We start from the raw sequence: 22429 nt of genomic DNA, 5'->3' as shown, positions 1-22429 counted from the left end.
GATACCGTTCCCCCGATAACAGGAGGTCTGGCGAATGTCCCTGACGGTGCACACGGAACAACGCGGCGACGTGGTCGTCGTGTCAGTCGCGGGCGAGCTGGACATGGCAACCGCACCGCAGTTGCAGGATCAGATCACCGACCTGCTCGACAAGGGCCGTAACCGGCTGGTGTTCGACCTGGCGGACGTCTCGTTCTGCGACTCGACCGGTCTGTCGGTGTTCGTTCGCGCCAAGAACAGCTGTGACGAGGCCGGCGGTGTGGTGCGGTTGGCCGCTCCGCAGCGCGGGGTGCTGCGCATCCTCGAGGTGAGCGGGCTCGTCGAGGTGCTGCACACCTACCCGACGGTGGATGAGGCCGTCGCCGGCGAACCCACCCCGGCGTCCTCCTGATCGCTGTCGCGACCTACTCGTCCTCGACGTACCGGGGACGAGCGATCGCCATGCCCGCAGTCGTCTGCACGGCGAGTGCGACCAGCAGGAACCCGATCGGCGCGGTCCAGCCGCCGGTGGCCTCGTAGAGGATGCCGACCAGCAGCGGGCCGAGGGCGGCGATCACGTACCCGGTGCTCTGCGCGAACCCGGAGAGCGCGACGGTCCCCTCGGCGGTGCGGGCGCGTAGGCCGATGGCGGTCAGGATCATCGGGAACGCGCCCTGGCCGATCGCCAGGAGGGCGACCCAGAGCAGCGCGGCGCCGTGCGGTGCGAGCGCCAACCCCAGGTAGGCCAGCGCGGACGCGGTGGTCAACCCGAGCACCAGCGGACGCAGGCTGCCCAGCCGACCGGCCAGGGTGGGCATCAGCAACGCGATCGGTACGCCGAGCGCGGTCACCCCGGCGAGCAGCAGCCCGGCCGACTCCGGCCGGTAGCCGGCATCGCGGAAGAGTTGGGCCAGCCAGCCCATGATCGCGTACCCGCTGAGCGACTGCGCCCCGAAGTAGACGGCCATCGCCCAACCGAGCCGGGTCCGCGCCGGCCGGACCCGCGCCGGCGTGGCGACGGCCGCCGTCAGGGTCGCCCGCCGCGCGCCCGCCCGGGTCCGCAGCGCCAGCGGCACCCACGGGAGTACGGCCACCGCGGCCATCGCGGCCCAGACGCCGAGCCCGGCCCGCCAGGACCCGAAGGCGTGCGCGATCGGCACCGCAGAGGCGGCGGCCACCGTGGTGCCCACCGTCAACGTCATGGTGTACGCCCCGGTGACCAGGCCGGTGCGGTGCGGGAAGTGCTGCTTGACCAGCATCGGCAGCAGGATGTTGGCGACCGCGATGCCGGACAGCGCCAGCGCGCTGGTGAGCACGAAGATCAAGGCCGAGTCGGTGGCGACCCGCAGCACCTGGCCAACGGCGAGGGCGAGCATGGCGACCACCAGCACCCGGGCCGGTGCCACCCGGCGGACCAGCCACGGGGTGAGCGCGCCCAGGCCGGCGAACGCGATGGTCGGCAGGGTGGTGACCAGACCGGCCATGGTGCCGGAGAGACCCAGCCCGTCGCGGACCTCGTCGAGCAGGGCGCCGAGGCTGGTGACCACGGCACGCAGGTTCAGCGCGACCAGCAGCATCCCGACCAGCACGAGCGCGCCACCGGTCGCCGGGTGCGTCCGCCGGCCCCCGGGGTCGCGCGTCGGGCGGATGTCGACGGCGGCGGGAGCGGGCGGGGCCGGAGCGGCGGTGGGTGGCGGGGTCATGACCTCTAACCTACAATCATGGGATGAATTTAGGGCCGGTGATGTAACCAGTGCCACCGTCGGTCGATTCCCCCTCCGCGCCGTCGGCGCCGCCCCGCGACCAGGCCGCCGTGCCGCCGCGCGGGCACCGCGTCCGGCAGACCATCGAGCAGCTCCGGGCCCGGATCCTGGGCGGCGAGTGGCCGATCGGCGGGCGCATCCCCACCGAGCCACAGCTGGTCGCCGCGCTGGGTGTCGGGCGCAACACGGTCCGCGAGGCCGTCCGCGCCCTCGTGCACGCCGGGGTGCTGGAGTGCCGGCAGGGCTCCGGCACGTACGTGGTGTCCACCGACGAGCTGGCGCCGGTGGTGGCCCGCCGACTGGGCGACGACCGGATGACCGAGGTCATCGAGGTACGCCGTGCCTTCGAGGTGGAGGCCGCCCGGCTCGCCGCGCTGAGGCGTACACCGGAGGACCTGGCGGCCCTCGACGGCGCGCTCGCCGAGCGCGAGGCGGCCTGGCGCGGCGGCCGGGTCGACGCGTTCGTCGAGGCCGACGCGGCCCTGCACGTCGCGGTGGTCGCCGCCGCGCACAACACCATGCTCGCCGAGCTGTACGCCTCGGTCGGCGCGGCCCTGCGCAGCACCGTCGCCCAGGCGATGGGAGGCGCGCTCACGCCCGAGCGCTACGTCGACCACACCCGGCTGGTCGAGGCGATCCGGGCCGGCGACGCGGGCCGGGCGGCGATCGAAGCCGGCGCTTTTCTGGAGCCCGCCCCCGGGGCATAGGTTGTGCCGGACGGAAAACCGGACACCTCGGGAGTACGGATGCTCAAGGGCTTCAAAGATTTCATCATGCGCGGCAACGTCGTCGACCTGGCGGTCGGTGTCGTCATCGGCGCCGCGTTCACGGGCGTGGTCACCCAACTCACCAAATCGTTCCTCGAACCGCTGATCAAGGCGATCGGCGGGGGCACTGGCCTGTCGGCCGGGACGTGGAAGCTCAACGGCCAGGTCTTCGACTGGGCCGCGTTCATCAACGCCCTGATCACGTTCCTGCTCACCGCGGCGGTGCTCTACTTCTTCGTGGTCTACCCGATGAACAAGCTGGCTGAGCGGCGCAAGCGGGGCGAGGAGCCGCCGCCCTCCGCGCCCAGCGAGGAGGTCAAGCTGCTCACCGAGATCCGGGACGCCCTGGTCTCCGCCGGCCACACCACGCCGGGGCAGCAGCGCGGGGCGCTGGACGACGTGCTGGGCCGCCGCACCGAACCGCCGGCGCCGCGCTGACCCGAACGGATGCACATCGGCCCCTGCGGGAATCCCGCAGGGGCCGCATCTTCTCGTACGTGTGTTCGATAGAGTCCCGCCATGGAGCAGCGAAAGCACTGGTGGAACGGGAAGTGGGGGCGACTGGCCCGGCGGGACGTCTTCCTGCGGGTGGACGCCGACCGGTGGCACGTCGAGCAGCGGGCCGGCGGCGCTGAGGGCATCTCCCGTTTCTACGAGTACGGCAGCGCGGACGAGGCCGAGGAGACCGTCCGGGCGCTGCTCGACGGCCCGGACACCTGGCGGGAACTGTCCCCGCGCCCACCGGGCAGCTGGACGCTCCCGAACAGCTGAATGGGCGGGCTGTGCGCGGTGCGCGGGTGGCGCAGGTGCGCGGTGGAGCGCTCGTATCCCGGTCTGTCGCCCGCCATCGTCGCAGAGCCTTGGAGGCGGTATTGCCTTCGACGGTTATGACTCTGAGGTATGAATATTCCTCTGAGGTATACCGCTCTCCGGACCTCTCGCCTCCGCGCCGGCCACCAGCAGGCCGAGGGCGTTTAGCCGCGCACGACCCCGGGAACCGCTGAGGGATGGACCAGCAGGACGAGCAGCAGGCGACCATCTCGCGGATCACCACCGGGATGTCGGTGATCGACTCCGCCGGCACCGAGGTCGGGACCGTGGACCTCGTCCAGCGGGGCGACCCCAACGCGGTGACCGTGCAGACACCGACCGCCGACCCGGGCAGCAGCCTGGACGAGTTGATCGAGGCGACGGCGGTCGAGGAGCCGGACGTTCCGGCCGACCTGGCGGCGCGGCTGCTGCACACCGGCTACCTGAAGGTCTCCACCGACTCGGCCGTCGGTGCCGTCTACGTGCCGGCCGACCGGATCGCCGCCGTCGCGGAGGGCCGGGTACGCCTCACGGTCGGCGTGGCCGACCTGCCACCCGAGGAGTGACCGCCGGGTCAGTGATGTTGCGGTGTCCGGTCGGCGGGGATGGCGTCACTCCCCTGAACTGGTGTTGATCTCTCCGCCGAGGGCACGGGGAGCGCGGCGGGCGGCGCGGGTTGGCGGCGGTGGAAGAGCAGCAGCATCAGGCAGCCGGCGACCAGCCCCCAGAACGCGCCGCCCACGCCGATCAGCGTCACCCCGGAGGCGGTCACCACGAAGGTGACCACGGCGGCCTCCCTGGTCGCCGGGTCGGTCACCGCCGCGGCGAGCGCGGTGGCGAGCGCACCCAGCAGGGCCAGACCGGCGACCGCCTCGATGAGGATCGGCGGCGCGACCGCGACCAGGGCCGTGGCCACGCCGGCGCCCAGCCCGAGCAGGGCCAGCCCGAGCCCGGCGGTGACCGAGGCGACCCACCGGCGCTCCGGGTCCGGGTGGGCGTCGGGGCCGGCGGCCAGCGCGGCGGTGATCGCCGCGAGGTTCACCGCGTGCCCGCCGGCCGGGGCGGCCAGCAGGCTGGCCAGACCCGTGGCCCGCAGCGCCGCCCCGAACGGCGGCCGGTAGCCGTAGCCGACCAGCACCGCCATGCCTGGCACGTTCTGCGCCGCCATCGTGACCAGAAACAGCGGGAGGGCGAGCCCGACCAGCGCGGACGCGTTCCAGGCGGGCACGGTCAGGGCGAGCGACGGGGTCAGCGTGGCACCGCTCAGCCCGGCCGGCGGCGCGGTCAGCGCGATCGCCACCACCGCCACCAGCAGCGCGCCGGGCACGGCCCAGCGGCGGGCGAACCGGTGCAGCAGCAGCCAGCCGAGCACCACCGGGCCGGCCACCCGGGGCAGCTCGACGAGCGCGCGGACCGGGGCGGCGCACAGGGGCAGCAGCACACCGGCGAGCATCGCGCCGGCCACCGGCTTGGGGATCGCGGCGACCGCCCGGCCCAGCGGCGGGAAGAGCCCGGCCGCGACGATCAGCGCCCCGGAGACGAGGAAGGCGCCCACCGCCACCGGCCAACCGCCGGTCGGCGGCCCGGTCGCCACCAGCAGCGCCGCGCCCGGCGTCGACCAGGCCACACTCATCGGGATCCGGTGCCGCCAGCCCAGCCAGGCGGCGGCGAGCCCGCACGCCACGCAGAGAGCCAGCAGGCCGGAGGCCGCCTGCGCGTCCGACGCGCCCGCCGCGCGGAGCCCGGCCAGCACGACGGTGAACGAGCTGGCGAAGCCCACCAGCGCGGTCACGACGCCGGCCAGCACCGGTTGCGCCCGTCCCGCCATCCCGACCTCCCCAAGCGTTCCGTTTACGGAACGACAGCGTGTAGCACGATAGCCGGGTGCCGCACCCACCACCAGCCCGCCGTCCGGGCCTCGACGTGGATCCCGCCGTCGTCGGCCGACGGGTCCGTGCCCTGCGGGAGGAGCGGGGGATCTCGCTGTCCACACTGGCGCGGCTCGCCGGCGTCGGAAAGGCCACCCTCTCCGGCCTGGAGAACGGCACCCGCAACCCGACACTGGAGACGCTCTGGGGGGTCACCGCGCAGCTCGGCGTGCCGCTCACCGCGCTGCTGGCCGAGCCGGCCGCCGAGCCCACCGTGCACGGCGCCGCGGTCACCGCCACCCTGCTGGAGGTGTTCGACGACACCGACGCGACCTACGAGCTGTACCGGATGCGCGTCGCACCCGGCGTCGTGCAGATCTCCCCCGCCCATCAACCGGGCGTCACCGAACACGTCACCGTCTTCGCCGGCGTACTGCGGGCCGGCCCGGCCGACGCGCCGCTGACCGCCCCGGCCGGCGGTCACCTGCGCTGGGTCTCCGACGTGCCGCACAGCTACGCGGCGGTGGGCGACGACGAGGTCGCCGCGAGCCTGCTGTTGCGCTACCCGCGCCGCTGAACCCGACTCAGTCCACCGGGGCGGGCACCGGCAGCCGGTGCCGGACCGCCCAGAGCGCCACCTCGGTACGCGACACCGAGCCGGTCTTGCGCAGCAGGTTCGACACGTGCACGGTGACCGTACGCACCGAGATGCCGAGCGCCTTCGCCACCTGCTTGTTGGACATCCCGGCGACCAGGCAGCCCAGCACCTCGACCTCGCGGGCGGTCAACTCCGGGTCGAGCGGCACGTCGACGACCGCATCGGCCGCCGACGCCGGAGCGCGCGGCGCGGTCGGCTGACGTGGCGGACGCGGGCCGGGCAGCCGCCGCAGCAACGCCTCCGGTCCCTCCGACGCGTGTGCGGCCAGCAGTTCGGTAAGCGCGTACGGGTTGCCGCCGGTGCAGCGCCAGAGGGAGGTGACCAGCCGGCCGGACGGGGTGCTGCCCGCGTACACCTGGGTCAGCACCTCGGCGACCTCGGCCGGGCGCAGCGGGCCAAGATGTTGGCGGACGGCGCCGCGCACGCCGCTGAGCCGGGCCAGCGCGCGGCGGGTGAGGTCCGGCGCCACCGCGTCGGCCGGCGGTCGGCTGGCCACCACGAGCAGGGCGGGCAGGTCGGCGACGGTGGCCAACTCCCCGACCAGGTTGACGCTGGCCGGGTCGAGCGCGTGCAGGTCGTCCACGACCAGCACGGCCGGGCCGGCGCCGACCAGCAGCTGGACGGTCCGCACGGCGAGGCGGAGCAGAGTGCCCGGCGCGTACCGCTCGCGAGGTGCGGTGGGCTGCTGGGCCAACCAGGCCAGCGCGTCCGACGGCAGGCCGAGCCGGCTGGTGTCCCGACCGGTGAGCACCGCCGCCAGCCAGTCGTACGGGGCCGGGCCGTGCACCCGGGCGGCACCGGAGAGGACCAGCGCGGGACGCGGCGCGAAGGCGTCCACAGCGGCCGCGACCAGCAGACTCTTGCCCACGCCCGCCGCTCCGGTGAGCACTGCGACGGCGGGCGCCGAGCGGCGTGCGGCCGCCACGGCGGACCATGCCCGGTCGAGCTCGGCGAGCTCGCCGGCGCGTCCGACCATGGACACCGGCATCATTTCTCAACCCTACGCAGTAGTGCGTAGAGACGAAGGCAGGGTGTTCTTGGCAAGCTGACACCATGACGCTGATCCTCCGCTCGGTCATCCTCAACGACATCGGCCTGGTCCGGACCAACAACGAGGACTCCGCCCTCGCCGGTGACCGCCTGATCGCCGTCGCCGACGGCATGGGCGGGCTGCCCGCGGGCGAGGTGGCGAGCGAGATCGTGATCCGGATCCTGGACGAGCTGGCCCCGCCCACCGACCCGGACGGGGCCGCCGACGCCCTCCGTGCCGTGGTCAGCACCGCCAACCAGCGCATCCACGCCGCGATCACCGTCGACCCGGCCCGCGAGGGGATGGGCACGACGCTCACCGCCGCGCTGCTGGCCGGGGAGACGCTGGTGCTGGCCCAGGTCGGCGACTCCCGCTGCTACCTGCTGCGCGACGGGGAGCTGACCCAGCTCACCCGGGACGACACGTTCGTGCAGGCGCTTGTCGACCAGGGCACGCTCTCCCCCGAGCAGGCCCGGCACCACCCGCAGCGGTCCCTGGTGACCCGGGCCGTGCAGGGCGCCGACACCCCACCCGCGGTCGGTGTGCTCACGGTCGTCCCCGGCGACCGGCTGCTGCTGTGCAGCGACGGGCTGTCCGACTACGTCGAGGACGAGGCCATCGCGACGACGCTTGGCATGTACGCCGACCGGCAACAGTGCGGTGAGCAGTTGGTGAAGCTCGCCCACCACGCCGGCGCCCCGGACAACGTCACAGTCGTCGTCTCCGACGTCACGACCCGCTGACCCGCGCGGGCTGCCGGTGGCCTGCGCGGATCGGGCCAATCCGGTTGCTGCAACCTGCGCGGCGGGTTGAGATGGGCGGATGACCATCCGACGGGTGACCGCCGACGAACGTCTCACGACGAGTTTCCCGCTGGCCGCGTACGCCTTCGAGGCATCGCCGCTCAGTGCCGCCCGGGTGGAGGAGTTCCGCGACTACCTGCCCTACAACCAGGGCAACCGGACGCTGATCGTCGAGGAGGACGGCACCACCCTGGCCGCCGTCTCGGCCATCGGCATGCGGCAGAACCTGCGCGGCGTGGTGCTGCCGATGGCCGGTGTCGCCGGGGTGGCCACCCATCCGCTGGCCCGCCGGCAGGGGCACGTCCGCAGGCTGCTGCACCAGCTCCTCGACGAGATGCGCGACGAGGGGCACGTGCTCAGCGCGCTCTACCCGTTCCGGCCCAGCTTCTACGCCCGGTTCGGCTACGTCGGGCTGCCCAAGCCGCGTACGGTCGCCTTCTCCCCGGCCGACCTGGGCCCACTCGTCCGCGCCGAGCTGCCCGGCGAGGTGGGCTGGGAGCGGATCGCCGCCGGTTATCCCGCCTGGCGGGCGTTCACCGAGCGCTGCCTGCAGACCCGGCACGGGTTCTCGGTGTTCCCGGACCACCGGGCGGCCGGCCTGCGTGACCGGGACGAGTACTGGCTGGTCACCGCCCGGGTGGCCGGTGAGGTCACCGGCGCTGTCACGTACCGGATCGACGACCACGGCGGCACGCTGATCGGCAACGAGCTGCTGGTCGCCGACCCCCTCGCCCGTACGCTGCTGCTGCAGTTCTTCGCCCGGCACGTCGACCAGGTCGAGCGCGTCACCGTCCAGGTCCCGCCCGACGAGTTGCCGGAGCTGTGGCTGACCGACCTGGACGTGCACGTCGAGGCGCGGGTGGGCCGGCCGGGCTCGTCCGCCCCGATGGCCCGGCTGCTGTCGCTGGACGCGCTGCACGGGCTGCCCGCCGGCCCAGGCCGGGTCCGGGTCGAACTGACCGGGGACCGGTGGCTGGCCGGCACCCATCTGCTCGACGGTACGACCGGCGCGCTGGAACTGGTCTCCGACGACAGCGGCCGCACGCCGACGGCCACGCTGACCGCGGCCGGGCTGTCCGCCCTGGCGTACGGGGTGCTGGACCCGGCCGAGCTGCCGTTGCGAGGGCTGGGCGACGTGCCGGCAGACGCCGCCACCGAGCTGCGCGACATCTTCGGGCGCCGGGTGCCGTACCTCTTCGCCGACTTCTGAGCGCGGTTTGCCGACCTCGGTCCAGCGGGTACGGTCCCCGGAATGCCGGAGTGGTTGCAGGCGGGTGGATGGGGATTGCTGGCCGGGTCGGCCCTGCTGATCGGGGCGGCGGTCGGCTTCTTCGTCCGGGTGCCGCAGCGGATCACCGCGTCGATCATGGCGTTCGGCGCGGGGGTGCTGCTCTCCGCCGTCTCGTACGAGCTGATCCAGGTGGCCCACGAGCAGGGCGGGATGCTGCCCACCGTGCTCGGCGCGGCCGGTGGCGCGATCGTCTACACCCTGGCAAATGTGGGCCTCGCCCGACACGGCGCGCGGAACCGGAAGCGCTCGGGCGACCAGCAGCCCTCCGAGGGTGAGCAGCCCGGTTCGGGGTCGGCGATCGCGGTCGGGGCGCTGCTGGACGGCGTACCGGAATCGGTCGTGATCGGCGCCAGCCTGCTCGCCGGCGGCGCGGTCAGCCTGGTCACCGTGGCGGCGGTGTTCCTCAGCAACGTCCCGGAGGGGCTGTCCAGCGCGGCCGGCATGCGCCAGGCGGGCCGCACCCGGCGGTACGTCTTCCTGCTGTGGACCGGGATCGCGCTGATCAGCGGTGTGGCGGCGCTGCTCGGCAACACCCTGCTGGGCGGCGCACCGCCGGAGGTGCTGGCCGCCATCACCGCGCTGGCCGGCGGGGCGATCCTCGCCATGATCACCGACACGATGGTCCCGGAGGCGTTCGAGAACGCCCACCTGCTGGTCGGCCTCATCACGGTCGCCGGCTTCCTGACGGCCTTCGCGCTCTCCCACGCGTGAGCGCGAAGGGCTGCGTGAGTCGACCGCCGGCGAGCGGCATTGCTTAGCGGCGCATTAAACCGGCACGGCGGATTCGTCGTGACGCCGTCGGGGCTCCTAGCATCAGCGGGGTGCGCATGACGTCGCTTGCCGCTCTGCTCGTCCTCGGTGTCGCCACCGCGACCCTGCCCGCCTGCGGGTCCACCGATCCGGCTCCGGCCGGCGCGTCGGCCACCCCGCAGGCCACGCCGGAAGCCCTCTCGACGGGCGACCAGGGTGTCGCACCGGCGGGCCGGGACGGTCTCGGTGGCCCCGGGGCCAGCGCGAGCCCGAAGCCGACCACCCCGGCCGCCAAGGCGCTCGCGGCCGGCAACCCGAACGGCCACGCCACCGTGCCGACCGAGGCGCGCGCGGTGGACACGTCGAAGCCGACCCGCACCATCGGCACCGGCACCCCGGCGAGCTGCACCTCGGCGGCGGTGGTGAAGGCCGTGGCCGCCGGCGGCGTCATCACGTTCAACTGTGGACCGGCCCCGGTGACGATCAAGATGGCCGCCACCGCGAAGATCCGCAACGCCAACGGGCCGAAGATCGTGCTCGACGGCGGCGGCAGGGTGACGCTGAGCGGCCAGGGGCAGCGCCGCATCCTCTACATGAACACCTGCGACGAGGCCCAGGGCTTCACCACCTCGCACTGCCAGAACCAGGACCACCCGCAGCTCACCGTGCAGAACCTGACCTTCGCCGACGGCAACTCCACCGGCGACAAGACGGAGGGCGGCGGCGGGGGCGCGATCTTCGTCCGCGGCGGACGGCTCAAGGTGGTCAACTCGCGCTTCGTCCACAACCGCTGCGACCGTACCGGCCCGGACCTGGGGGGTGCGGCCGTCCGGGTGCTGAGCCAGTACGAGAACAAGCCGGTGTACGTCGTGAGCAGCACCTTCGACGGCGGCTCCTGCTCGAACGGAGGGGCGCTGAGCAGCATCGGCGTGTCGTGGGTGGTGCTCAACAGCCTGCTCAGGAACAACGAGGCGATCGGCAGCGGCGCCAACCCGGCCAAGTCCGGCACGCCCGGCGGCGGCAGCGGCGGCGCGATCTACTGCGACGGCAACGAGTTCACCGTACGGATCGCCGGCACCGTCATCGAGAACAACAAGGCCAACGAGGGCGGCGGCGCGATCTTCTTCGTCAGCAACAACCGCACCGGCACGATGAAGATCGAAAACTCCCCGCTGCGCCGCAACCCGAGCGGCAAGTTCGAGACCCCCGGCTACCGCGGCATCTTCTTCCTGGGCGCCCGCAACCCCGAGGTCATCGGCCCCAAGCCCGCCTGACCGCCCGCCCTCTGACCGCCCGCCCCTGGCCGCCTGGCGGCCTGCCGCAGGTGATCAAGAGGTTCGGGTCACCGAGGCCGGGTTTTCTGACCCAAAGCTCTTGATCACCGCGTCAGTAGGGGTTCTTCTCGCCTGGCGGGTGGGCGTGCAGGAGGCCGGCGGGGCGGCCGGGCAGGGTGCGCGCCGCGGAGAGCGGCGGGCTGGCCGTGTGGTCGCCGCCGGCCATGCCGACGAACAGCTCCTTGAGCGCGGTCAAAGCGTCGATCTTGGGTACCCAACCCAGCTCGGTCTCGGCCCGCTCGCTGGACATCAGTGGCGCGTTCAGGCCCAACTCGACCCAGCCCGCGTCGACCGGCTGCAACCGCGCCCGCCAGGTCAGCGCCGCCGCCACCCGCAGCACCGGAGCGGCGACCGGCACCGTCCAGCCGTGGAAGTGCCGAGCCACCAGCTCCGGGGTCAGCACCGGGTCCGCGGCGACGTTGAACGCGCCGCGCGCATCACCCAGAACCGCCCTGGCGTACGCGTCAGCCACATCGTCGGCGTGGACCGCCTGCATCCGCAGCCGCCGGTTGGTCGGCACCAGCGGTATCCGGCCGAAGCGCAGCAGTCGTACCGGCGCCAACGGGCCGAGAAAATAGCGGGTGATCTCCGTACCGGCGTCCCGCTGGAAGATCAGACCGGGCCGCAGGCGAACCACCCGCAGCGTCGGGTGCTCCCGCTCCAGTCCGTCCAGCAGCGCCTCGACCTCGGCCTTGTGCTCGCTGTACGACGAGCCGGACACTCCGGTGGCCGGCCACCGCTCGCTGATCGGGTGGTCCTTCGGGCCGGGCGCGTACGCGCCGACCGACGAGGCGTACACCAGAGCGGGCACCCCGGCCCGCGCCACCGCCTCGAACACCGCCCGACTGCCGTCGACGTTCGTCCGGCGCAGCACCCGCCGGTCGTGACTGGGTTGGATCTGCCAGGCCAGGTGCACCACCGCGTCCGCTCCCGCGAACACCTCGGCGAGCTGGCCCACCGCGCCCGGCGCACCGATGTCGCAGGAGTGCCACTCCACCTGCTCGTACGGCGTACCGGCATCCGGGCCGGGCAACCGCCGGACCACCCCGGCCAGCTCCACGCCGCGCTCCCGGCGCAGCCGCCGCAGCACCGCCGTACCGACGTTGCCACTCGCCCCCACCACCACGATCCGCATGCCCGACCCCGTACCCGTCCAGCAGCCGGTCAACCGCCGCCGCGCGCCGCGCCCGTGGACTCGGCTTCCTGCATCTCGGGGTAACGGCGGGGGCGGGACAGCCCGACTTCCCTGAATCCGAGTCGATCAAGGGCGCGGCGAGTCGCGGACCCAGCCGTGCTTCTCCTTGCCCCGGCGACCGAGGGTGGCCGCCAGGCAACGCGGGCAGATCCAGCCCACCGCGTCCGCCTCGGTGAGCACGTCGGTACCCAGGTAGTCGAAGCGCACGTGCGGAAAGCGGCGCAGCCGAGTGCGGCTGAGCGCCAGACCGCAGACGGTCTGGTTCTGGCCGGGCAGCCACGCGTGCACCTCCCCGCCCGGCTGACGTACGCCGTCCGACCCGATCTCCTCCCCGGAAGCCGCCACCGCCGGGCTGCCGCTCGCGCTCATGCCCGTTCCCATTCCCCAGCCGTCCCTCGCCACACACGGTGGCGTGCGGTCGGCATGATCCACTCCACCTCCCCGACACGGCGGTATCCACCGCCCCGGACACCGCCACCTCGCCGACCTGGTGTTGATCACCTGAGCTCGCCAGGCATCGACGGCCGGCTGGAAGCCGAGAGTCAACGACGCTGACTGTCAGGTAACCTGAGCGCGCGGGCCGCTAGCTCAATGGCAGAGCTGTGGACTTTTAATCCATAGGTTCAGGGTTCGAGTCCCTGGCGGCCCACCAGTTGATCTTCTGTGAGAGTCTCCCCGGGTCACCTATGCGAGGTACAGTTTTCTGTACTTACCCTGGAGGTGGTCATGCGGACCGTGAACTTCACCCAGCTTCGACAGAACCTGGCCGCCGAACTCGACAGCGTCATCAACGACGCGGAGGAAGTAGTGGTGACCCGGTCCGGACACGAGCCCGTGGTGATCGTGCCACTTGCGGAGTACGAGTCGATGAAGGAGACCGAGTACCTCCTTCGCAACCCGGCCAACGCCGCAGCCCTGCGCCGCTCGATGGCAGAGCTTGAGAAGGGCGACGCGGTCGAGCGGGACCTGATCGACCCGGCCACCGTCCGGGACATCGCGTGAGGCTGGTCTTCACCGCGACGGCCTGGAACCAGTACCTCAGCCACACCGACCGCAAGTTGGTCAAACGCATCAACGATCTCATCGCGGACGTGATGCGCAACGGATACGAGGGCATCGGCAAGCCGGAACCCCTTCGAGGAGAGCTGTCCGGCTTCTGGTCCCGCCGGATCGATCGCGAACACCGGCTGGTGTATCGGGTCACCAAGGACGACGTCGAGATCATCGCCTGCCGGTACCACTACGTCGACCGGTAGCGGACGGCCAGTCACTCGCGTCGGGCGGCTCCGCGCATCGCGTACGTCACCAGGCCGGTGACCGCCAGGACGGTTGCGACCGCCGCCGCCGGTCGGCTGGTGTGGGGTTGTCCCTGCCAGGTGGCGAACGCGCCCCACGTGCTCGGCTGAGGGAACATCGCGGCGACGACAGCCCAGCCCATGGGGAGGAACCAGGCGCGGGCCGCGCCCACGACCGCCGCGCAGAGGGCGGTCAGGCCCAGCAGGCCGGCGGAGTCGCGGACCACCAGCGCGGCGGGGCCGAAACGGGCACCGGTGAGCTGAGTGGCGAGCAGCACGACGAGTACGACCGCCAGAGCGGCCAGCAGGTGCACGGCTCGGCGCCACGGCCAGTGCAGTGCGGCAGTGCGTTCCAGGTCTTCGTCCGGGGCGGCCAGCGTGGTCGACAGGACCGCCACCATCAGCATGACCGTCAGTACGACGAGCAGGAGGATGGCGTCGCGCTCCTTCGAGAGGGTCAGCCACAGCGCCCAGATCAGCGCTGCGGCGCCGACGGACGCGGCCAGTGCCAGGGGTACGCGTCGTGCGCGCAGGTGGAGGGTCATCGCGACAGCAGTCCGGTGGTGTCCCGGCAGGCCAGGATCGCGTCGCGTACCGCCGTCACGCGGGCGATCGCCTCCGGTGCCGGTAGCTTCTGCAGGCCCTGCCACAGGGTGACCGCCTCGGCGTTGAGCTGCGGATCCTCCTCGATCATCTCGGGGATCACGCCGACGTCGGAGACCGGCTCGCGGCCGAGCAGGTGGTAGGCGGCTGCTCGTTCGACCGCGCCGTTGCGCTCGCATTCCCCGTTGCCGTACCCGGTGCCCAGGCCGAAGACCATCTCGGGGACCACGGCGTCGGGGTGGGCCAGGCCGCCGTGGTCGTCGATCCGGACGTCGATCGTGACGATGTCGGCGTCGCGGGCGGGCGCGTCCTCGAGGAATAGGGCCCGCCTGTCCTCGTGCGCCTGCGTGGGGGCGTTCGGCATTTTCGCGAGGACGGACAGGCCCTGGCGGGCGAGGGGGGTCAGCGCATCCAGCACGTTCGCGTGGACGCGGGTGACGCAGACCTTCGGCGCGTCGTCGGTGCAGACGAGTTCGCGGGCGACGGGGTCGACAGGTGCGACGAGGGCTGCGTCGTCGCGGGGGACGATCGCCGCCGCGGCGCCGAAGCCGAGCAGCACCGGCAGCACGGCGGCCACCGAGGCCCGTCGGCCCCCGGCGACCAGCAGGAGTACGCCGGTCAGCGCGAGCCCGCCCATGAAGAGGGCGAGCACGGCGGTGACCCGCGGGTCGATGGTCTGGAACGGGTAGAACGGGGTGCTGCCGTAGGCGGGCGACAGGATCGCGCCCATCCAGTCGGGCCGCATGATCACGGTGAAGAAGACCAGCAGCACACCCGCCACGGCGAGCACGGGTGCGGTCACCAGAGTGGGCAGCAGCCGCCCGATGCCCAGGCCGAGCCAGGCCGCCGCGACGAGGCAGAGCGCGCCGACCAGCGTGATGGCGACGACGTCCGGCGGGAAGTAGGCGGCGGTCGACGCGATCCGCATGCCGCCCGCGGCGACCACGAGCAGGAAGGCGAGCCCGACCGAGGATCCCATCGCGACGAGGACCGGCAGCATCCGGCGGATGCGGGACCGGGGTGTGGTGGCGAACAGTTCGCCGACCTTGGCCCGGTGCTCGCGGCGGCCCTGCCACGCTCCGGCGGCCAGGGCGATCGGCCACAGCAGGATCATGTACTCCTTCACGGTCAGCGTGAGGGACATCCAGCCCTCCGACCAGCGCCCCGGGGCGATGTAGAGGGCGGCGACGCCGACCGCCAACGCGAGCAGGGCAGCGCCGGCCGCGGCGGAGCGCCGCAGTTCGATCCTCAGGACACTCATCGGGCGGCCTCCGCGTGGTGGCGGCGGAGCAGGGCCGAGTAGCCGCGTTCGGCGGGGCTGTCGCCCGGGTGGTGTTCGTCGCCCTGGGTGGCCAGGGCGGCGGGCGTGCCCTGCCAGACCAGCCGACCCTCGTTGATCAGCACGACCTCGGTGCAGGCGGCGACCACGTCCTCGACGAGGTGGGTGGAGACCAGTACGCAGGCGTCCGTACCCAGGTCGCGCAGCAGCTCGCGCAGGTCGAGGCGCTGTTCGGGGTCGAGGCCGACGGTCGGCTCGTCCAGCAGCAGCACCTGCGGGTCGTTGACGATGGCCTGGGCGACGCCGGCCCGGCGCAGCATCCCGCCGGAGAGTGTCCGGAGGCGGGCGTCGGCCTTGGCGCTGAGTCCCACGCGGTCGATCGCGCGCTGCGTGGCCGCCGGGATGTCGGGCTTCGGCATCTCCTTCAACCAGGCCAGGTACGACACGAACTCGCGCACCGTGAACCGCGGGTAGTAGCCGAAGTGCTGCGGCAGGTAGCCCAGCGCGCGCCGGGCCTGGCGCAGGTCGGCGCGGCCGTCGACCGAGCTGCCGAGCAGGGTGAGCCGACCTCCGGCCGGCTTGAGCACGGTGGCGAGGGCACGCATCAACGTCGTCTTGCCCGCGCCGTTGCGCCCCAGGAGGCCGTGCACGCCGGTGCCCAGGCTCAGGTCGAGCCCGTCGACGGCCAGGTGGCGGCCGGCCCGCACCTTCAGCGCCTCGGCGTGAATGGCCCAGGGGTGGATGGTGGTGGCCGTTTCGGCCGTACTCACCGCTCGCATGGTGGTTCCTTTCAGAACGAGGTGAGGCGCCGGAAGCTGTTGGCGCGCAGGAGGGTCAGGGCGGCCAGCACGACAGTGACGACGGCCCACCCGCCGGTGGCCGCCGGTTCCAGGAGCACCGGCAGTTCGGCGGTGGCGAGGCTGGGCGCGACCACGGCGGCGGCCCAGGCCACCATCAGGCCGATCGCGGCGCGGTGAACGCCGACGAGGGAGCCGAGCAGCAGCGTGGCGGCGGTGAAGGCCAGGCACGGCAGGAGCATCAGCGCGGGGTTCGCCCGGCTGGCGCCGAGGGCGGCGAACGCGGCGAGCACCGGGATGACGAGGACGAGCACCACTGCGGTACGGCGCAACAGCATCGTCAGACCGGCCGACGGGGTGCCGACGATCAGCTCCCAGGCCGGGTCGGCGCGTCTGCTCCAGGCAGCCGCGACCCCGGGCAGCGGCGCCAGGGGCGCGAGCAGCAACACGATCGACGGCAACTCGGACAGGAAGTACGTGAGCAGGGCCGCGGTGCCGAGCACGCCGGCGGTCATGGCGACCCACGGCAGCAGCGCCGCCACGAACCAGCGCTGCCGCACCGGCGTACGGAAGAAGGCCCTGGACCGTGGGGCGGGGCCGGCGGCGATCCCACGGTCGACGGCTGCCGCGACCTCGGCGACCAGGGCGCGCGACTCGGCCGTGGTGCTGCCGGCCAGGCGGGCGCGGCAGTCGGCGCAGTTCTCCAGGTGCACCTCGATCGACCAGACGGTCGCCTCGTCGAGGCCGGGATCGAAGTCGGCGTAGCGGTCGATGTCATTCAGGGTGGGATGCGTGGTCATGACAGGGCCTCCCGCAGGACGATCCGGGCGCGGCGGATCCGGGACTTGACGGTGTTCTCGGGTACGCCCAGCAGCACGGACGTCTCGCGGACGGTGAAGCCGTCGAGGACGGTGGCGCGCAGCACCGCGCGGACCTCGGGCGCCAGCACGGCGAGGGCCTGTTCGAGTTCCTGCCCGACCCGGCCGGCCAGCACCTCGTCCTCGGCGGCGGGCACGACCGTCTCGACCGGGTGTACCTGCGGCGTCCGGGCCTGCCGGGAGCGACGCCGGAACGCGTCGACCAGGCGGTGCGCGGCGATGGTCCACAACCAGCCGACGGCGCTGCCGCTGACCTGGTCGCCGGCGAAGCTGCCGGCCGCCCGCCACACCGTCAGGTAGGTCTCCTGGAGGACGTCGGCGACCACATCGGGGTCGGCGCACCGACGCCGCAGCCGCACCTCCAGCCAGGGTGCGGTGCGCCGGTAGAGCTCGTCGAAGGCCCGCCGGTCACCGTGGGCCACGCGACGTACGAGTTCCTGCTCGTCGGCCGCGTCCAGACTTCGTCTCACATCAGGTAAGACGACGACCCCCTCGTGATCGGGTCCCGCATCGGTGTGACCGCCGTCACCAACGCCGGCCCGGTCGGACGTCAATGGCGTTGCACGGCCACGGGTCCGCTGGTTAGGTTGACGCCATGTCCAGCTCGTACGCGTCCCCGACGGCGTCCCCCGACGTCCTGTTCGGCGCGCTGCGACGCCGGCGGTCCTGCGACCGCCCGCGCTGAGCATCCCTCACCTGCGACCGGCGGATCGAGCCGCCGGTCGTCACCGATCGTCCTCGGTCCGCCCGCATCCCCTTCCGGTGATCCGCGAGCGGCGGATCCGAGCGAGATCGGCGTACCCATGGATCTGGAAAAGCTGCTGACCGACCGGCTGGCGCCGGCGTTCGCGACGGTGGCCGGCGTACCTGTCGACCCGGTCGTGCGGCGGTCTCCGCGCGCGGACTTCCAGTCCGACGCGGCGCTGGCGTTGGCCCGGCGGCTCGGCCGGCCGCCGCGCGACGTCGCCGCCGAGGTGCTGCAGTACGCCGACCTGGCCGACGTGTGCAGTGTCGCCGAGGTGTCCGGGCCGGGCTTTCTCAACCTGACCGTCGCCGACGCGGTCCTGGCCGGGCTGGTGTCCGCGCTCGCCACCGACCCGCGGCTGGGTGTGCCGGTGGCCGCCGAGCCGGAGACCGTGGTCATCGACTACTCGGCGCCGAACGTGGCGAAGGAGATGCACGTCGGGCACCTGCGCTCGACGGTGATCGGCGACGCGGCGGCCCGGCTGCTGGAGTGGCTGGGGCACCGGGTGCTGCGGGCCAATCACCTGGGCGACTGGGGCACGCCCTTCGGCATGCTGATCGAGCATCTGGCCGATCTGGGCGAGGCCGAGGCCGCACACGAGCTGTCCATGGGGGACCTGGACTCGTTCTACAAGGCGGCTCGGGCGAAGTTCGACGCCGACGAGGCGTTCGCCGAGCGGTCCCGGCGGCGGGTGGTGGCCCTGCAGGGCGGCGATCCGGTGACGCTGCGGCTGTGGCGGCTGCTGGTGGAGCAGTCCGAGCAGTACTTCCTGACCGTGTACGACAGGCTCGACGTGACCCTCACCGAGCGGGACTTCCACGGCGAGAGCAGCTACAACGACCTGCTCGCCCCGGTGGTCGAGGACCTGGGTCGGCTCGGCCTGCTGCGCGAGAGCGAGGGGGCGGCCTGCGTGTTCCCGCCCGGCTCGGTGGGCCGGGGCGGCGAGCCGCTGCCGCTGATCGTCCGCAAGTCCGACGGCGGGTACGGGTACGCGGCGACCGACCTGGCGGCGATCCGGCAGCGGACCGACGCGCTGGGCGCGACCCGACTGCTCTACGTGGTCGGGCTGCCGCAACGGCGGCACTTCGAGATGGTGTACGCCGTCGCCGCACAGGCCGGTTGGCTGTCCCCGCCGGCCCGGGCCGAGCATGTCGGGTTCGGCTCGATCCTCGGGTCGGACGGGCGGATGCTGCGCAGCCGGGCCGGCGGGTCGGTGAAGCTGGTCGGGCTGCTGGAGGAGGCGATCGCGAGGGCCACCGCGCTGGCCCGGGACCGGAACCCGGAACTGGGCGAGGCGGAGGCGGCCGAGGTGGGCCGGGCGGTCGGCATCGGCGCGATCAAGTACGCCGACCTGTCCAACGACCGGCACCGGGACTACGTGCTCGACTGGGAGCGGATGCTGTCCCTGGACGGCAACACCGCGCCCTACCTCCAGTACGCGTACTCCCGGATCCAGTCGATCTTTCGGCGGGCCGGGGTGGCGGCCCGGCCGGAAGCGGCCGTCTCGCTGGCCGAACCGGCGGAGCGGGCGCTGGCCTTCGAGCTGGTCGGCTTCGGCCGGGTGGTCGGCGAGGTGGCGGAGAACCTGGAGTTCCATCACCTCGCCGGCTACCTGTACCGGCTGGCCGCGGCGTTCAGCGCGTTCTACGAACGGTGTCCGGTGCTGCGGGCCGAGGGGCCAGTCCGGGACAGCCGGCTGGTGCTCTGCGACCTGACCGCCCGGGTGCTTCGGCAGGGCCTGCACCTGCTCGGCATCCGGACCCCCGAACGCATGTGAACGCCCCCTTACTGCTCCGCCATGGCCATGGCGCTCGGGGCTGACGTGGCTATCCTCTTCAGGTGCTGGTCCGTGTGGAGATCGTTGGCACGAGTCCGGCACTGCGAAGGGACCTTCGACATGCCCCGTGTGGTACCGGCAGTCATCCGCGCGCTTGACGTCCTCGAACTGTTCCTGGATTGCCCCCAACTGTCGGCCCGCCAGGTGATGGAGCGGCTCGACCTGCCCCGCACCACAGTCCACGAGCTGCTCGTGACGCTTGAGGCTCGCTCGTACCTGATCTCCGTACCGGGCCAGCCGGTGCAGTACCGGCTCGGCATGCCGCTGTTCCAGCTGGGCGCGGCGTTCGCGGGCCGGCTTGATCTGGTACGCGAGGCGCAGGGCGTCGCGCGGGACGTGGCCGCCAGGTGTGACGAGGCGGTTCATGTGGCGGTGCTCGACGGCGCCGATGTCATCTACCTCGTCAAGTTCGACAGCACGCACCCCGTGCGGATGGTTTCCGGTGTGGGGCTGCGGCTGCCGGCCCACTGCACGGCGGTCGGCAAGGTACTGCTGTCGGCCCTCGATCAGGCGGACCTGGACGCCGTCCTGTCGAAGGATCCGCTGCCGGGGATGACGCCGGACAGCATCACCGACCCGGACCTTCTCCGTGAGCATCTCGAAGGTGTCCGGGCGGAGGGTGTCGCGGTCGACGTCGGCGAGTCGGACAGCGCGATGCGCTGCGTCGCGGCGGCGATCCGGGACCATTCCGGTGCCGTCATCGCCGCGATGAGCCTGTCCGCGCCGATCATCCGCTGGACGCCTGAGGTGCAGGTGGAGTGGACCGGGCTGGTTCGGGAGGGCGCGGCCGCGCTGTCGGCTCGGATGGGCTACCGGGCCCAGTCTCGATAGCCGACCTCCCGCTTTCGGGTCGAAACAGCATCGAAACATTGACATTACTCAGTGCGCTGCTCTAGCGTCGCGACCACTCGATCCGGTATATCGAACCTAGTTCGAAATCTCGAACGGCGGTGGTCCCGTGACCCGACCGAACTGGAACGTCAGCGCCACCATCTCGGCCCGGTCGCCGATCGCCTCAACCTCGTCGCGCTGCCCGACGTGCGGCACCCGAAATGTCGCGAGTGGCCCGGGCGAAGCGTGCGTGAGCGGACGTTCCCCGGTGGTGGGCGGGCCCGCTCGCCACCGTGGCGACCCACGAACGACCTGATCTCGACGGGCGACCGTCCGTGGTCGCCGCCACAGAAACCCAACTGGAACACAACCATCGCGGTGTCCGCCAGGTGAGCCTTCGGCGTGCAGCCGTGCGCGGGGAAATGAAGGAGGCGAATGTCCATGGAAGAAAAGCCGGCGTGGTCTCGGCGCGGCTTTCTGGGGGTGGGGGTGGGTGTGCTCGGCGCGACCGGCCTGGCCGCGTGCGGGGGCAGCTCCGAATCGCCCAGCAAGGTGCAGCCGGACGTTCCACAGGAGCTGATCGACGCCGCGTCGTCGATGAAGGGCTCCTCGATGGGGATGCTGTCGCAGAAGCTGTACTCGACGGCGGCGAACGAGGCCCTCGACAGCTCGGTCAAGAAGTTCGCCGACACCACCGGAACGAAGATCGAGAACAGTCTGGTCCAGGCCGACGCCGGTGACGTGGTGGCCAAGATCGACGCCGAGGTCAAAGGCGGGGTGGCGCGCGACCTGGCGTTCATGACCGACTCGCGGTTCGTCGCGCAGTTCCAAGCGCTGGGCGACCTGGAGGACGTGACGGACGTCGTCACAGCGCTGACCGCCACGTACGGCCAACCCTCCGCCGAGGCCACGAACTTCTGCGTCTTCGACGGGAGGTGGTTCGCGATCCCGTACCACTTCATCGGGATCGGATCGTTCCTGCGCAAGGACTGGATGCAGGACAAGGGCATCACGCCCAAGGACATCTACAGCTGGGAGGAGCTGCGGGACCTCTGCCTGGAGATCTCCGATCCCAGCAAGCGCCGGTTCGGCTGGGGCATGACGGTGAACCGGTCCGGTGACGGCAACGGCATGATCGAGGCGCTGATCAACGCGTACGGCGGGTCGATCGCCTCCAACGACGGCCGGAAGGTCACGTTCGACTCCCCCGAGACGGTGCAGGCGGTGACCTTCCTGGGCGACATCTACACCAATCCCAAGTACAAGCCGATGCTGCCGCCGGGGATCGCGAGCTGGACCGACACCAGCAACAACGAGAACTGGCTCGCGGGAATCCTCGGCTATACCCGCAACCAGTTCAGCGTCTACGCGGACTCCCGGACCAAGAAGAACCCGGTGTACGCGAACACCCACGTGTTCTCCGACTGCATCGGGCCGGCGACCAACAATCCCCTGCTGCTCGGCCAGTCGCAGGGCTTCGTCGTCTTCAAGGGCGCCAAGAACCCCGGGCTCGCCAAACTCCTGGCGCAGTACCTGGTCAGCGCGCCCGCGCTGCTCGGGGTGGCGAAGGAGGCACCCGGCCTGGTGATGCCCGCCTGGGAGAAGGTCTGGGACGCCGACCCGTTCTTCACCAGCGGCGACCCGGCGTTCCCCATGCTGCGCAAGATCACTCAACTGAAGCTGCCGCTGAACACGAAGAACGGCCTGACCTTCCCGCAGAAGGCCAGCGCCGGCCAGCAGGCCGTCGGCGCGGCGTACGTCCTCACCGACATGATGCAGCAGGTCGTCCAGGGCACGGCGCCGGCGCAGGCCGTGACGGCCGCCCACGCGAAGATGGTGCAGATCTTCAACCAGCAGGGGCTGCCGCAGTGAGGTCGGTCCGTCCTGCGCGGGTCCCGGCGGCGAGGGTGTCCTCG

Annotated in this window: 25 protein-coding genes and 1 tRNA gene; 16 read left to right on the top strand and 10 right to left on the bottom strand. The window is 72.3% G+C overall.

Going from position 1 to position 22429, the window contains the following annotated elements; genetic code table 11:
• Window positions 1-34: 34 nt before the first annotated feature.
• On the top strand, window positions 35-391 hold the full coding sequence (locus AB0J68_RS00595; protein ID WP_007454464.1) for an STAS domain-containing protein: 357 nt from the start codon (window positions 35-37) through the stop codon (window positions 389-391).
• 13 nt (window positions 392-404) lie between these two features.
• On the opposite strand, the gene AB0J68_RS00590 is transcribed toward AB0J68_RS00595, so the two are convergent.
• Window positions 405-1556: an MFS transporter gene (locus tag AB0J68_RS00590; protein WP_363935222.1), complete on the bottom strand. Its 1152-nt coding sequence runs from the start codon at window positions 1554-1556 to the stop codon at window positions 405-407.
• A 176-nt stretch (window positions 1557-1732) separates the two neighbouring features.
• On the opposite strand from AB0J68_RS00590, the gene AB0J68_RS00585 reads away from it, so the two are divergent.
• The 4 genes from AB0J68_RS00585 to AB0J68_RS00570 all read left to right on the top strand — a co-directional run bounded on the left by AB0J68_RS00585 (window position 1733) and on the right by AB0J68_RS00570 (window position 3885).
• A complete protein-coding gene (locus AB0J68_RS00585) occupies window positions 1733-2449 on the top strand; it encodes an FCD domain-containing protein (RefSeq protein WP_355064725.1) in 717 nt (238 codons plus the stop codon).
• A gap of 39 nt (window positions 2450-2488) precedes the next feature.
• Window positions 2489-2947 (top strand): large conductance mechanosensitive channel protein MscL, encoded by a 459-nt coding sequence (mscL, locus tag AB0J68_RS00580; protein ID WP_363935204.1) that lies wholly within the window; start codon window positions 2489-2491, stop codon window positions 2945-2947.
• 81 nt (window positions 2948-3028) lie between these two features.
• Window positions 3029-3280, top strand: coding sequence for a hypothetical protein (locus tag AB0J68_RS00575; RefSeq protein WP_354853705.1), 252 nt, complete (start codon window positions 3029-3031; stop codon window positions 3278-3280).
• A gap of 236 nt (window positions 3281-3516) precedes the next feature.
• A complete protein-coding gene (locus AB0J68_RS00570) occupies window positions 3517-3885 on the top strand; it encodes a hypothetical protein (protein WP_363935202.1) in 369 nt (122 codons plus the stop codon).
• Window positions 3886-3893: 8 nt separating this feature from the next.
• Here AB0J68_RS00570 and AB0J68_RS00565 read toward each other — a convergent pair whose 3' ends face one another.
• Window positions 3894-5147, bottom strand: a complete 1254-nt coding sequence (locus AB0J68_RS00565) for a benzoate/H(+) symporter BenE family transporter (RefSeq protein ID WP_354853700.1) — start codon at window positions 5145-5147, stop codon at window positions 3894-3896.
• Between the two features lie 56 nt (window positions 5148-5203).
• Between AB0J68_RS00565 and AB0J68_RS00560 the strand changes: the two genes are divergently transcribed.
• Complete coding sequence (locus AB0J68_RS00560; RefSeq protein WP_354853697.1) at window positions 5204-5764, top strand: XRE family transcriptional regulator; 561 nt, start codon at window positions 5204-5206, stop codon at window positions 5762-5764.
• A gap of 7 nt (window positions 5765-5771) precedes the next feature.
• Here the strand turns inward: AB0J68_RS00560 and AB0J68_RS00555 are convergent, their stop codons facing one another.
• On the bottom strand, window positions 5772-6836 hold the full coding sequence (locus tag AB0J68_RS00555; RefSeq protein WP_363935200.1) for an AAA family ATPase: 1065 nt from the start codon (window positions 6834-6836) through the stop codon (window positions 5772-5774).
• 62 nt (window positions 6837-6898) lie between these two features.
• Between AB0J68_RS00555 and AB0J68_RS00550 the strand changes: the two genes are divergently transcribed.
• The 4 genes from AB0J68_RS00550 (at window position 6899) to AB0J68_RS00535 (ending at window position 10993) form a co-directional block, all read left to right on the top strand.
• Window positions 6899-7618, top strand: a complete 720-nt coding sequence (locus AB0J68_RS00550; RefSeq protein ID WP_354853691.1) for a protein phosphatase 2C domain-containing protein — start codon at window positions 6899-6901, stop codon at window positions 7616-7618.
• Window positions 7619-7697: 79 nt separating this feature from the next.
• Window positions 7698-8888, top strand: coding sequence for a GNAT family N-acetyltransferase (locus AB0J68_RS00545; RefSeq protein WP_363935198.1), 1191 nt, complete (start codon window positions 7698-7700; stop codon window positions 8886-8888).
• A 42-nt stretch (window positions 8889-8930) separates the two neighbouring features.
• Window positions 8931-9680 carry a ZIP family zinc transporter gene (locus tag AB0J68_RS00540; RefSeq protein WP_354853685.1) on the top strand — a complete coding sequence of 250 codons (750 nt, stop codon included), beginning with the start codon at window positions 8931-8933 and terminating at the stop codon, window positions 9678-9680.
• Between the two features lie 116 nt (window positions 9681-9796).
• On the top strand, window positions 9797-10993 hold the full coding sequence (locus AB0J68_RS00535) for a hypothetical protein (protein ID WP_363935221.1): 1197 nt from the start codon (window positions 9797-9799) through the stop codon (window positions 10991-10993).
• Window positions 10994-11105: 112 nt separating this feature from the next.
• Here AB0J68_RS00535 and AB0J68_RS00530 read toward each other — a convergent pair whose 3' ends face one another.
• Window positions 11106-12188, bottom strand: coding sequence for an NAD-dependent epimerase/dehydratase family protein (locus AB0J68_RS00530; protein WP_363935196.1), 1083 nt, complete (start codon window positions 12186-12188; stop codon window positions 11106-11108).
• A 126-nt stretch (window positions 12189-12314) separates the two neighbouring features.
• Window positions 12315-12617, bottom strand: a complete 303-nt coding sequence (locus AB0J68_RS00525) for a hypothetical protein (protein ID WP_355064712.1) — start codon at window positions 12615-12617, stop codon at window positions 12315-12317.
• A gap of 208 nt (window positions 12618-12825) precedes the next feature.
• On the opposite strand from AB0J68_RS00525, the gene AB0J68_RS00520 reads away from it, so the two are divergent.
• The 3 genes from AB0J68_RS00520 (at window position 12826) to AB0J68_RS00510 (ending at window position 13504) form a co-directional block, all read left to right on the top strand.
• Window positions 12826-12900, top strand: a tRNA-Lys gene (locus tag AB0J68_RS00520).
• Window positions 12901-12974: 74 nt separating this feature from the next.
• The gene (locus AB0J68_RS00515; protein ID WP_354853654.1) at window positions 12975-13250 is read left to right on the top strand and encodes a type II toxin-antitoxin system prevent-host-death family antitoxin; all 276 of its coding nucleotides are present in this window, start codon (window positions 12975-12977) and stop codon (window positions 13248-13250) included.
• Complete coding sequence (locus tag AB0J68_RS00510; protein WP_354853651.1) at window positions 13247-13504, top strand: Txe/YoeB family addiction module toxin; 258 nt, start codon at window positions 13247-13249, stop codon at window positions 13502-13504. Before AB0J68_RS00515 ends, AB0J68_RS00510 begins: the two co-directional genes overlap by 4 nt.
• A gap of 11 nt (window positions 13505-13515) precedes the next feature.
• Here AB0J68_RS00510 and AB0J68_RS00505 read toward each other — a convergent pair whose 3' ends face one another.
• The 5 genes from AB0J68_RS00505 to AB0J68_RS00485 are packed head-to-tail and all read right to left on the bottom strand — an operon-like array spanning window position 13516 to window position 17570.
• Window positions 13516-14088, bottom strand: a complete 573-nt coding sequence (locus AB0J68_RS00505; protein ID WP_363935192.1) for a hypothetical protein — start codon at window positions 14086-14088, stop codon at window positions 13516-13518.
• Window positions 14085-15407 carry a hypothetical protein gene (locus AB0J68_RS00500; protein ID WP_363935190.1) on the bottom strand — a complete coding sequence of 441 codons (1323 nt, stop codon included), beginning with the start codon at window positions 15405-15407 and terminating at the stop codon, window positions 14085-14087. Before AB0J68_RS00500 ends, AB0J68_RS00505 begins: the two co-directional genes overlap by 4 nt.
• Window positions 15404-16204, bottom strand: a complete 801-nt coding sequence (locus tag AB0J68_RS00495) for an ATP-binding cassette domain-containing protein (RefSeq protein ID WP_354853642.1) — start codon at window positions 16202-16204, stop codon at window positions 15404-15406. Before AB0J68_RS00495 ends, AB0J68_RS00500 begins: the two co-directional genes overlap by 4 nt.
• A gap of 11 nt (window positions 16205-16215) precedes the next feature.
• Window positions 16216-17022 carry a hypothetical protein gene (locus AB0J68_RS00490; protein WP_354853639.1) on the bottom strand — a complete coding sequence of 269 codons (807 nt, stop codon included), beginning with the start codon at window positions 17020-17022 and terminating at the stop codon, window positions 16216-16218.
• Entirely contained in the window at window positions 17019-17570 is a 552-nt protein-coding gene (locus AB0J68_RS00485; RefSeq protein ID WP_363935188.1) for a sigma-70 family RNA polymerase sigma factor, read from the bottom strand. Before AB0J68_RS00485 ends, AB0J68_RS00490 begins: the two co-directional genes overlap by 4 nt.
• Before the next feature lie 333 nt (window positions 17571-17903).
• Between AB0J68_RS00485 and argS the strand changes: the two genes are divergently transcribed.
• The 3 genes from argS to AB0J68_RS00470 all read left to right on the top strand — a co-directional run bounded on the left by argS (window position 17904) and on the right by AB0J68_RS00470 (window position 22385).
• Window positions 17904-19622 carry an arginine--tRNA ligase gene (gene argS / locus AB0J68_RS00480; protein ID WP_363935187.1) on the top strand — a complete coding sequence of 573 codons (1719 nt, stop codon included), beginning with the start codon at window positions 17904-17906 and terminating at the stop codon, window positions 19620-19622.
• A 21-nt stretch (window positions 19623-19643) separates the two neighbouring features.
• The gene (locus tag AB0J68_RS00475) at window positions 19644-20513 is read left to right on the top strand and encodes an IclR family transcriptional regulator (protein ID WP_354853631.1); all 870 of its coding nucleotides are present in this window, start codon (window positions 19644-19646) and stop codon (window positions 20511-20513) included.
• Window positions 20514-20948: 435 nt separating this feature from the next.
• On the top strand, window positions 20949-22385 hold the full coding sequence (locus AB0J68_RS00470) for an extracellular solute-binding protein (protein ID WP_363935185.1): 1437 nt from the start codon (window positions 20949-20951) through the stop codon (window positions 22383-22385).
• Window positions 22386-22429: the final 44 nt, after the last annotated feature.

The organism is Micromonospora sp. NPDC049580, from assembly GCF_040675595.1.
Lineage (GTDB): Bacteria > Actinomycetota > Actinomycetes > Mycobacteriales > Micromonosporaceae > Micromonospora.
This window is presented reverse-complemented; position numbering and strand designations above follow the sequence as displayed.